The organism is Candidatus Omnitrophota bacterium (genome assembly GCA_028707125.1).
Taxonomy (GTDB): domain Bacteria; phylum Omnitrophota; class Gorgyraeia; order Gygaellales; family JAQTUX01; genus JAQTUX01.
The window spans coordinates 357,889-368,706 of sequence record JAQTUX010000001.1; the positions used below are offsets into that span (position 1 = coordinate 357,889).

Annotated in this window: 10 protein-coding genes; 9 read left to right on the forward strand and 1 reads right to left on the reverse strand. The window is 49.7% G+C overall.

Annotated elements, in window-relative coordinates; all coding sequences use genetic code 11:
• Positions 1–4: 4 nt before the first annotated feature.
• Positions 5–1,645 (reverse strand): radical SAM protein, encoded by a 1,641-nt coding sequence (locus tag PHR44_01695; GenBank protein MDD4909383.1) that lies wholly within the window; start codon positions 1,643–1,645, stop codon positions 5–7.
• Positions 1,646–1,767: 122 nt separating this feature from the next.
• Between PHR44_01695 and PHR44_01700 the strand changes: the two genes are divergently transcribed.
• The 9 genes from PHR44_01700 to PHR44_01740 all read left to right on the forward strand — a co-directional run.
• Positions 1,768–2,178 (forward strand): hypothetical protein, encoded by a 411-nt coding sequence (locus PHR44_01700; protein MDD4909384.1) that lies wholly within the window; start codon positions 1,768–1,770, stop codon positions 2,176–2,178.
• 58 nt (positions 2,179–2,236) lie between these two features.
• Positions 2,237–2,530 carry a hypothetical protein gene (locus PHR44_01705; GenBank protein MDD4909385.1) on the forward strand — a complete coding sequence of 98 codons (294 nt, stop codon included), beginning with the start codon at positions 2,237–2,239 and terminating at the stop codon, positions 2,528–2,530.
• Complete coding sequence (locus PHR44_01710) at positions 2,527–3,390, forward strand: glycosyltransferase family 4 protein (GenBank protein MDD4909386.1); 864 nt, start codon at positions 2,527–2,529, stop codon at positions 3,388–3,390. The genes PHR44_01705 and PHR44_01710 overlap by 4 nt, the downstream gene beginning before the upstream one ends.
• On the forward strand, positions 3,384–4,286 hold the full coding sequence (locus tag PHR44_01715; GenBank protein ID MDD4909387.1) for an MraY family glycosyltransferase: 903 nt from the start codon (positions 3,384–3,386) through the stop codon (positions 4,284–4,286). The genes PHR44_01710 and PHR44_01715 overlap by 7 nt, the downstream gene beginning before the upstream one ends.
• Positions 4,287–4,290: 4 nt before the next feature.
• A complete protein-coding gene (locus PHR44_01720; protein MDD4909388.1) occupies positions 4,291–5,592 on the forward strand; it encodes an FAD-dependent oxidoreductase in 1,302 nt (433 codons plus the stop codon).
• Between the two features lies 1 nt (position 5,593).
• Entirely contained in the window at positions 5,594–6,406 is an 813-nt protein-coding gene (locus PHR44_01725) for an ABC transporter permease (protein MDD4909389.1), read from the forward strand.
• Between the two features lie 9 nt (positions 6,407–6,415).
• Positions 6,416–7,174, forward strand: a complete 759-nt coding sequence (locus PHR44_01730; GenBank protein ID MDD4909390.1) for an ABC transporter ATP-binding protein — start codon at positions 6,416–6,418, stop codon at positions 7,172–7,174.
• Positions 7,171–8,022 (forward strand): Wzt carbohydrate-binding domain-containing protein, encoded by an 852-nt coding sequence (locus PHR44_01735; protein ID MDD4909391.1) that lies wholly within the window; start codon positions 7,171–7,173, stop codon positions 8,020–8,022. The genes PHR44_01730 and PHR44_01735 overlap by 4 nt, the downstream gene beginning before the upstream one ends.
• Positions 8,015–10,818, forward strand: a 2,804-nt coding sequence (locus PHR44_01740) for a glycosyltransferase (protein ID MDD4909392.1), incomplete at its 3' end; no start/stop codon positions are given. The genes PHR44_01735 and PHR44_01740, both read left to right, overlap by 8 nt.

Below are 10,818 nucleotides of genomic sequence, written 5' to 3' on the forward strand. Positions count from 1 at the left end.
TCCGTCAAGTTTTGTTTGAAGCGCGCAGCAGCAGGTGCTCTAAACTATAGAATAGCCCTTCGCGTTTATAGAGCCGCGTATTCAGGCCGTTGATCTTTTCCCAATCTATATTCTCCTTTCTGTTGAAAGGAATACTGTCGGAGGATAATTTGATTTTGTTCCCCCTTAGCAAATAGTCCCTTCCATATACCTTCAAGCCGAATTCTCGCGGATTCCTGAATATATAAGTATCGGCCTCGAGCCAGAAGGGATGGACGCCGAGGCTGTGTATATACCTTGCGTTCTTGTTTATCATCCGCATATCCTCCAGCATCTCGCCTTCTGTCTGGGCGGGAAAGCCCTTTATCATATATACCTCATTATAGAGCCCGGCCTCATAAGACGTCTTCAGGACCCGCTCTATTTCTCCGGCCCTGGTCCCTTTGCGCATCAGGTCAAGGGTCCTCTGATTAAATGACTCAACTCCCCATATTATAACCCTGAAGCCGGCTTTATACATTGTCTTCAGGACCTTATCCGTAAAATCGCCGCTCGGGCGCAGCATGATCTGGAAAAACATATTTATCTTGTTCCTCAGCAGCGCCCTGCATATGCGCTCCAGGCAGCCGGCAGGGACGGCCTCGTCGGAAAAACAGATATGCCTGATACTTCTTTTTTGATAGTGTTTAAGTTCCCTGGCAAGATTTTCAGCGGACCTTATCCTGTAGGGCGGGGAATATGTCTTATGGTGCGCGCAGAAGGAACACGCGCCCCAGAAGCAGCCCCGCGAGATAAGGGTGGATAATACCGGTCTCGGCGTAAAGTAGCCTCCGACGTCATAATCGCTGAAGTCGGGAAAGGGTATGTTGTCCAGATTAAGCGGCGCGGATTCTTTATTCTGGACGATCCGCAGGCCTTTTCTATACACCAGATTCGGCACATCGGCGAACTTCCCGTTTCGCAGGTTTTTTAAAATACCGGTTAAGCCCAGTTCGCCCTCTTTGACGATGATAAAATCTATGAATTTGAAATGCTTCAGGATCTCACGCGTATCCAGGTGCGGGATGTAGGCGCCGCCGAAAATGATTTTTATGCCCAATCTTGATTTTATCGCCTTTGCCAAAGCCAGCGAATAATAAAGCTGCGGGTTGGAAAACACGGAAAAGCCCGCGATGCCGGCCTTGAGCGCGGATATTTTATTGATATCGTCTTTGAATAAGATATTCTCAAGGGCCGCGGCATTATTTCCTGCCGGAATATTCTCAAGATGGTCCTTCAGGACACACATGATACAGCGGATTATCTTGAGGTAGAATGAATCATGAAGGCTATTCAGCTTTTTATACTTATTGTCATCGGAGAACTCCTTTGCGTTGATCATAAAGGCCTTCACAAGCATCGCGATCCTTATCCAGGAGTCAAATTCCTTATCCCTTAGTATTCCCCGGCATCCGGGCTTATTCCTGTAGCGGCACAGGTCGCATAACTCAGGCAGGCGGTCCAGGAATCCGCGATCAGCCAGGTTATGATAGAAATTATTAGACAGGTCAATATTTTTTACGCGGACAGCCGGCAGGTTTTTTTCAACGAAGCCCTTAAGATATGAAATACCCAAGGGGATATAGGAAAATGAAGAAAAAGGGGCAAAGATTAAACATACTCGCATTTTAATAGATTATACCTTATTTCTCACTTTTTTGCGGGAAATAATTATGATATAATCAAGCCTAAGGGTGGTCAAAATATGCGCCCTGATGGATTGGGGCAAGAATGAAAGGAGAGGAGGCCATGGTTTACAGATTGTTTTCAGGGTTATGCATTCTGGCGCTTTTTGCCGGCGCGGCAGCGGCAGAGGAGATCAAGGGAAAGATCGTAAGCGTGAACGTGCCGCAGGAGTCAATGGTGATAGTTGATGAGGCGGGAAAAGAGGTGCCGCTGAAGGTGAAAGACGGCGTATTGACGAAAAAAGGCGGCACGATAATCGCCATACAATCGCTGGCAATAGATGATCCTGTGCTGGTCATAACTGAACAGGATAAGCGCAAAAAAGTATGGGCTAAAGAAGTGCGGTTGATGGAAGAAGCCCAAGCTTCTGAGGAGGAGCCCCAGCCGACGCAGGAAGAGATGGTTGAGCCAGAGCCGGCTCCGGAGCCGATGCCTGAGTCAGAGGAACCCAAGAAACGTTGGGGTATTTTTTAGTTTAAACAGGCATAAAAGCGTTTGTTAATATGTAAGTTAGCGCAAAATACCCTCCTTTATGCGCTTGACAGGGGGGTATTTCTGTAATATAATCCCGTTTATGAGCCGCGTTAACATCTTGCAGGTCATCACCGAGCTGGAATTAGGCGGAGCGCAGAAGAACTGCCTCGCGATTTTGAGGAGTTTGGACAGAGCCGTATATGATCCCTTCCTTGCAACAGGCAAGGAAGGGATTTTGCTTAAGGATGCAGTATCTTTGGAAGGGGTGAGAGTGGAATCTATCCCGTTTCTGCGTCGGGAGATCAATTTTTTTTTGACCTGCCTGCCTTTTTCCATATCTACCGTTTCATAAAGCGGAATAATATAAAAATAGTCCATACTCACAGCTCAAAAGCGGGATTATTGGGGAGATGGGCGGCGCATTTTGCCGGCGTACGGCTGATAATTCATTCTATACACGGATGGGGATTCCATAGGTATAGCAACAAGATAATAAAAACTTTTTTTATCTTTTTAGAAAGTATCACTGCGAAGATAACTGACAGGTTGATCGCCGTAACGCAGGCAGATATAGAAACAGGGCTTAAATACGGCATCGGCACAAGAGAGAAATACCGGCTTATCCGTTACGGTATAAATAAAGAAGAATTTAATATTAACGCGGATGGCACAGATACGCCTCTGGTGGGTATGATCGCCTGTTTCAAGCCGCAAAAAGACCATACGACATTCATAAAGGCATTTGCCAGGGCTACGGAAAAAGTTCCCGCGGCCAGGGCTATCTTTGCAGGTGATGGGGCTGGGAGGGCCGGTATTGAGGCATTAATAGAGCTGCTGGGGTTAGAGGATAAAGTCATTCTTGCCGGATGGCGCAGGGACATATCAACGGTTATGGCGTCAATAGACATACTTGTGCTTTCTACTCATCATGAGGGTCTACCCCTGGTTATCCTTGAGGCAATGGCAGCAGGCAGGCCCGTAATTGCCAGCGATGTCTGCGGTATAAATGAGATCGTCAGGGATGGAGAAAACGGCTATCTTGTCCGTCCAGGCGACGCCGCCGCGTTGGCGGATAAGATGATCGCTTTACTTAAGGACGCCGGCTTGAGGCGCCGAATGGGCAAAAGGGGGCGGGATCTGCTTACTGAAGAGTTTGAAGAGCCGTTTATGTTTGATAAAATAAATAGCCTCTACGAAGAGCTCGCATGCTGATCAGGTATATTTTTATTATATTATTTTCATTTCTCTTCTCGCTTATTCTTCCCGATATCGTCAGGCGCTTTCTGTCTTCAACCGGGCTGATACCGGAAAAGGCCCCTGCCAGCATAGGCGGCATAAGCATATGCTTGAGTGTCATAGCCGTATCTTTAATGTTTCCCGGAGCAAAAATCATTACCCAGCCGAAATTGTCCGGCCTGTTGTTGGCAGGCGCTGCCATGCTTATCTTTGGGGTAATTGACGACCTGAAGGAGCTTTCCGTAATGCCGAAATTCCTGACTCAGCTTATGGCGATCGGCCTGTTGCTTTTATTCGGCATAAAGTCGCAAATCCCGCATATCGGCGCGCTCTTGAATCTGTTGATCACCGTGCTTTGGGTATTGGGCATAACCAACGCCCTGAACCATTTAGACGTAGCAGACGGCATCGCGGCGTCGATCGCGGTTACTTCCTGCCTGGCATTTTTTATATTCACTTCCTTTACCGGCCAGGCAGGGCTTGGCCTGTTGTGCCTTATTCTGGCAGGCGCCATACTGGGTTTCCTTAAGCACAATCTTCCTCCGGCCAAAATTTATTTAGGCAACGCCGGCAGCCACTTCCTGGGGTTTACGCTGGCAGCTGCGGCGCTGAGCGTGAATTATTCCGCGCTGAAGAGCGGCATCGCGGTGTTTATCCCGCTTATCATACTTGGTGTGCCTATATTGGATACCGCCTATTTGGCGTTGGCGCGCCTTAAACAGGGTAAATCACCTTTGGCTAAAAGCAACGACCACATCGTCCTGCGGTTATTGAGAAAGGGGTTCAGTAAACATGATATCCTGGCCCTGGCTGTATTATGCGGCGTATTTTTTTGCGCGGGCGGAATAATTTTAGCGTATAGTTTGATGTAAGAATATGCCTGAACAGAGAATAGTCATTATTGGAGCGGGCCTGGCAGGCCTGAGCGCCGCCTTTCACCTGAAGGAGAAACGGCAGGAGGCGCTTGTCTTTGAAAAAGAGCCGGAGGTCGGCGGGCTGTGCCGCTCCAAGCGGGTCAACGGCTTTATATTTGATTTGAATGGCCACCTTATTCACTTCAAAAACGATTATACCAGGACCCTGCTCGGCCGCCTGATGGATCGCAAGCTGATATCCCACAGAAGGCGTTCGCAGGTCTTTACCCACAATAGGCTTATCCCCTATCCTTTTCAGGGAAATATCTTTGGCCTTCCTCTTTCCGTCAAGGTCCAGTGCCTTTCAGGGCTGATAAAGGCAGGCCTGAAAGGCCGCAAGAAGGAAGGGGCGGCATTCAGCGACTGGATAATTGACAACTTTGGAGAAGGCATTGCCCGGCACTTTATGTTCCCATATAACAGGAAATTCTGGACGGTCCCCTTGAACCGGCTCAATAGCGACTGGGCGGATATGGCCATACCAAAGGTCGGCCTCAGGGAGGCGATGGAGTCATTCTACGGCAGGGGCAGGAGAGAGATCGGTTACAACGCCACGTTCTGGTATCCGCGGGAAGGCGGCATAGAAGAGCTGCCGCGCAGCTTTGCCAGAAGGTTGGACAGGGTTTACACCTCCTGCAGGGCGGAAAAAATAGATCTGAAAAACAGGGAGGTCGTGTTTGAAGGTGGGCTGACCCGGCAATACGATAAACTGATCTTGAGCATGCCCATAGTTGAGATCCTTGATATGATACAGGGGCTGCCGGAGGATGTAAAGGCGGCTGCCGCGCGCCTGAAATACGTTTCCATATTCGGGTTGAATATCGGGGTGGACAGGGACATTAAGAATGAGGCGCACTGGGTATATTTTCCGGAGAGAAAATTCGTCTTTTTCAGGGCGGGGTTTTACCATAATTTTTCCGCTCATAATGCCGCAGCGGGAAAAAGCGCCTTATACGCGGAGGTGGCCTATTCACAGAGAGAACCGTTGGACAAAAAGAAGCTCATTGACGCGATCATCGCCGATCTGAATAAGGCGGGCATCATCTACAGGCACGACAGGATATCGGCCATAGACGTTAACGACATTAAATACGGCTACGCGATCTATGACGTTGACAGAAACACGGCGTTGAACGTAATATTTGATTTTCTCAGAAAACACAGGATCTATCCCATAGGCAGGTACGGCCGCTGGGCGTATATGTCAATGGAGGACGCCATTTTGGACGGCAGGCAGGTTGCCGAAGAGCTGGCGGCAGGTTAAAATGTTCGGATATATCAAAGACATCATACGGCACAGGGAGCTCCTGCTGCGCCTTGCCTTTCTGGACTTTAAGCTTAAATATAGAAACCCCTTCCTGGGCGTGCTTTGGGCGGCCATTATGCCGCTTATCAATATAACTGTTTACTGGTGGTTGTTTTCTGTCATGATGAAGATGGAGGTCAAGGATTATCCGTTCTTCATCTATATGATGACGGCAATGTTCCCCTGGATGTATTTCCAGGGTTCGGTGCTTTCAGCCAGCACAAGCCTCATTGATAAGTCCTCATTGATCAAGCGCGTTAACGTACCGCGGGAGATCATACCTCTGGCATCCGTCTTTTCCAACCTGCTGAACCTGCTTATAAACCTCACCCTGTTATTCATACTTCTTATGGTGTCCGGGGTTGGATTGTCCGTTAATCTGGTATTCCTGCCGTTAGTTATCTTGATGCAGACCATAATGGCTGCCGGTTTTGCCCTGTTCGCCTCTGCCTTAAATGTCCGGCATAGAGATACCAGATATATTATGGAGACCGTCCTTATTTCTTTATTCTTCCTTACGCCTGCCGTTTATTCTCTGGAATTGTTCGCGAGGTTTCCTCCGGCGTATTTGAAGATATACCTTCTTAATCCGTTTGTAGGCATCGTCACGCTCTACCGGCTTTGCCTTCTTGAGGGGTTTTCGGACATATTGCCTCCGGATGCCGGTATTTTTAACACGTTTATCGTGCCGCTGTTGGCATGTTTTATTTTCTTGTCGTTGGGTTTCTGGGTATTTCACAGGGAAAAATCGCAATTCAGCGATTTTATTTAGCGCCAGACAATGCCGGTAGCCGTAAAGTTAAACAACATAGGAAAAAGATTCAACCTTGTCCACCATAAGGAAGGCGCGCCGTTCGTCAATATCCTGCCGCGCGTGTTCAGCCATAATGAATCGGAGGAGTTCTGGGCCGTTAAAGGCATAAATATGGAGATCGAAAGCGGCAGGGTCGCGGGGATAATCGGCAGGAACGGCTCGGGCAAAAGCACGCTTCTTAATATTATATCCGGAGTAATGAATCATACGGAGGGCGAGATGTCGCTGGGCGGCAGGGTTTCCAGCCTCCTGACCCTGGGCGCCGGATTTCAGGATGACCTTTCAGGCAGGGAGAATATCTATATAAACGGGGCGATCCTGGGGATGAGCAAAAGAGAGATCAGCGATAAATACGACAGCATCGTGGCCTTCTCAGAGCTTGACGGCTTCCTGGATGTTCCCATCAGGACATATTCTCAGGGTATGAATATGCGGCTGGCCTTCAGCATCGCCACGCATATGGATTTTACCATATTGGCCATAGATGAGATCTTGTCCGTGGGCGATGTGGCGTTCCAGAAAAAATGCTATGAGCGCATCGTGGATTTCAAGCGCGGGGGCAAGACCATGTTGATGGTCTCGCAGTCAATGGACATTATTGAGCGGCTCTGCGATGAGGTTTATCTTCTGGAAGACGGGCGCCTGGTTGAGTCCGGCGACCCGGAATTTGTCGTAGGCAGGTACATGCGGCTTTTGAATGAAAGGGGGATGTCACGTCCGAAATGATAAGCGGGGGCAGGCCCAAGCTCTGGGCGGAGAAGGAGGAGTGGGGCCTTATTCAGGGCACAAGAGAGACAGAGATCGTGTCCGTGCGCCTTCTCAACGACGAAGGTAAAGAGGACGGGGTTTTCTTCGGCGGCCGGGCGCTTAAGGTACGGGTGGATTACAGGGCCAATGAGGTTACGAAAGAGCCGCATTTCGGAGTGGCGATCTTCCGCGAAGACGGCGTTTACTGTTACGGCCCCAACACGCTTTTTGACGGGATCCCGATAGACAGGTTAGATCCGGGCAGCGGTTTTTTTCAGATCGGGTTCAATAATCTGCCTTTGGCGTCAGGATGTTACAGGGTCTCGGTAGCGATATGGGATAAAAGAGAGGTCATCGCGTATAGTTATCATCCCGCCCACTATAAATTCAGGATAGCGGGCGTAAACGAAGAGAATATGCTGTTGGATCTGGAGCATAAATGGCTTGATGGCAGGCATGCCGCGGCAGACCCGGGAGCCGTTATCGGCGCCGGCGAAGATCATAAGCGGGAATTTATTGCCGGAGAGGATCTGCATGTAAGGGCGGGATCGGGCGGTAAAGACAGCCGCGGCATACAGCGTCCGATCCGCATAGGGCTTTACAGGAAAGACGGTATTTATTGTTTTGGGGCGGAGAGAATAGCAGGTGATGACGAAGGCCCTGTTACGCTTTGCCTGCCGCGGTTAAAGTTGTTAAAGGGCAGGTACTACGCGTCTGTTGCCGCCGCGGGGAAGGCCGCTTTATATCCGTTTGAGATGAGGAGCTGTTCCGGGGACCACGGGACAATATATATAGAGCATTCATGGGAGGGAACGGCAATTGGTTAGCGCCATTATTGTAACCCATAACGCCAGGGAACATACAAAGCGCCTGCTGGATTCTTTGCGCGGCCTGGATTTCCCCAAAAGAGAACTGGAAATAATCCTGGTTGATAATGTCTCAACCGACGGCACTGTTGAGTTTGTCGGCAGTGATTACCCGGAAGTGATTATTCAGAAGAACAGCGTGAATAATTATTGCCGCGCAAACAATATCGGCATAAGGTCGGCCAGGGGCGAATTCGTAGTGTTGATAAACAGCGATGTTGTCCTGGACAGGGACTGGCTTAAGCGCCTGGTTGAGGCAATGCAGGCAGACGGGTCAATTGCCGGGGCCTGCGGCAAGATGCTTACAGACGACGGCAGGATCCAGAACGCGGGACTATCGCGCCTGCCTAATTTTTACTGGGATGAAAGGGGCTCCGGAGAACCCGGAGACAGCCATAACAGGGAAAAAGAGATAGATGCTATTGCCGGAAGCGCGGTCTTATACAGGAAGGCGCACCTGGAAAAGATAGGGCTGTTTGACGAAGATTTCATAATGTACGGGGAAGATGTGGACGCGGCCTTGCGCTTGAGGCAGGAGGGTTTCAAACTGGTATATATTCCCGAGGCAGTAGCGTATCACAAAGTCCACGGCAGCGGCAGCGAAGAATTGGCGCGGTATTACATAGAGCGTAACCGCCTCCTTTACATAGCCAAACATTTTCCCTACAAATTAAGCAGCGCCTTATTCGGCAGCGGATATTTTACCGCCGCAAAGGACACGAAGTCCTTGAGCCGGCTTTTCTCCGTGCTCCCGGATATTACCGCGAAGCTGGCCAAACATCACAAGCCGGATGATCTAAGGGATATTCTGCCTGAGATACTGGAAGAGATCCAGAGCATCGCTTACAGGGAGCACAAGGCGCTGCAGGAGCGGCTGAATTTTGAGACAAAGGAATATCTGGATTTGAGAGAGCAATACGAGAAGGCGGACTTTGAGTTGAAGCAGAAAAGAGAGGATGCCAGCCGCGCTGCCGTTGAATTCGGCATAAACCGCGTTGAGGCAGACAGGTTAAAAGCCGAAATAGACAGGCTGGAAAAAAACATAGCCGGATTATCCGGGCAATTGAAGACGGGTACAGAAGAACTTGCCAAATATGAAAAGCTGCTTGGTGATAAAGAAGGACAGTTGAACCTGCTGATAACTGAAAAAGAGGCGGAAAAAATACGGCTGCAGGAGGAAACAGGCAGGGTCAGGGAGCAGCTGAATTCCCGGATTGAAGAGCTCACCTTGCAGAATAAGAGCTTGTCTGAAGAAGGGCAAGAGGCAGCCAGGTTAAAAGAAGAGATCAGGGTTGTTAAGGAGGCGCTTTCTGTAAGGGAAGAGGAGATCAGCGTCATTAAGCGCCAGCTTGTAGAGATGACCGATAGATTTAATTCTAATTGCAGGGAGCTTGCCCAGGCGTACGAAACCGTGGCCCAAAGGGACAGGCATCTGCACACAAAGCAGGATGAGATAGATATCCTGAAGCAGCAATTAGAAGGATTTTCCGGGCAGCTCAAGACATATGAAGGTCAGCTTCAACTCAAGGAAAAGGAGATCGGGCAGGTAACCGCGGACAGGCATTCGCTCCAGGGCCAATTTGATACTCTGATGTCCCGGATAAATGACCTTACCGGCCAGGTCAACTCTCGCGATGAAGAGATTTCCCGTAAGGACGCTCAGCTTGCCCAGAGGGGCGCCCGGATCGCCGAGCAGGATGCGCAATTAAGCGGCCTCAGGCAGGAATTGGATGGGCTTTCCAACCAGATGCAGGCCGGCCTGCAGGAGATATCCGCTAAGAAAGAAGAGATCAACCGCTTAATGGCGGAAAGGGAGTCCGCTAACGCTGAGATCAGCCATAAGGATTCAGAGATAGGCCGCATAAAGGAGGAGCTCTCTACCTTATCCGCTCTTTTCCGCTCCCGCGTTGATGAGCTGCTGCTTAAAGACGGCGAGCTCATTCGCAACAAGGAACATATGAACATCCTCAGATTAGAGACGGAAGGCACAAGCCAGCATCTGAGGGAGGTGTTAAAGAAGATCGATGATAAAGACAAGGATATATTTGAGTTAAAGCAGAAAATTGAGGGCTTGAACAAAGATTTTCAGGCCAAAGTAGAGGAATTGAATGTCCTTAATTATAGATTGAATGATAATGAAGGCCGGCTTGCCGCCGCGAAAGAAGAGCTGGCCTCTCTCACGGATAAGTTCAACTCAACCTGTAAGGAGCTTACCAAGGCATATGAAGACCTGCATCAGAAGGAAAGCGACCTGCAGAAAAGCGATGAAGAAAACAGCCGCCTGGCCGTTGAAAAGGAATCAATAAGCTTAGAGCTTGAGGGTATCAGATCGCGGGTGGCTGAGCTTAACGAACAGCTTCAATCCCGCGTGGAAGAGCTCTCCCAGAAGGACTCGCAGCTTGCCGAGCGAGACGCGCAGCTCTCCGAGAAGGACTCAGAGATAGGCCGCATAAAGGAGGAGCTCTCTACTCTCTCATCCCACTTCCGCTCCCGCGTTGATGAGCTGCTGCTTAAAGACGGCGAGCTCATTGAAACAAAGGCGCAGCTTGATAAATTCCAGGAAGAGGTCAACCGCCTGGACTCCCAGCTTAAGGAGCGGATAGGTGAATTCAATACAGCCAGCGAGAAGATCAAAGAGCAGGAAGGATATATAGAAGAACTCAGAAGACAGTCAGAGGATCTCTCCGGACAGCTCAGGGAGCGCATGGATGAGCTCAGGCGCGCCTACGAGGACAGGGACGGAAAGCTCGCAGAGCG

What these genes read in the sequence shown, in the direction of transcription:
- PHR44_01700 (MDD4909384.1), top strand. Translation starts at nt 1,768, where the DNA reads ATGGTTTACAGATTGTTTTCAGGGTTATGCATTCTGGCGCTTTTTGCC.
- PHR44_01735 (MDD4909391.1), top strand. Translation starts at nt 7,171, where the DNA reads ATGATAAGCGGGGGCAGGCCCAAGCTCTGGGCGGAGAAGGAGGAGTGG.
- PHR44_01725 (MDD4909389.1), top strand. Translation starts at nt 5,594, where the DNA reads ATGTTCGGATATATCAAAGACATCATACGGCACAGGGAGCTCCTGCTG.
- PHR44_01715 (MDD4909387.1), top strand. Translation starts at nt 3,384, where the DNA reads ATGCTGATCAGGTATATTTTTATTATATTATTTTCATTTCTCTTCTCG.
- PHR44_01705 (MDD4909385.1), top strand. Translation starts at nt 2,237, where the DNA reads ATGCGCTTGACAGGGGGGTATTTCTGTAATATAATCCCGTTTATGAGC.
- PHR44_01720 (MDD4909388.1), top strand. Translation starts at nt 4,291, where the DNA reads ATGCCTGAACAGAGAATAGTCATTATTGGAGCGGGCCTGGCAGGCCTG.
- PHR44_01730 (MDD4909390.1), top strand. Translation starts at nt 6,416, where the DNA reads ATGCCGGTAGCCGTAAAGTTAAACAACATAGGAAAAAGATTCAACCTT.
- PHR44_01695 (MDD4909383.1), bottom strand. Translation starts at nt 1,645, where the DNA reads ATGCGAGTATGTTTAATCTTTGCCCCTTTTTCTTCATTTTCCTATATC.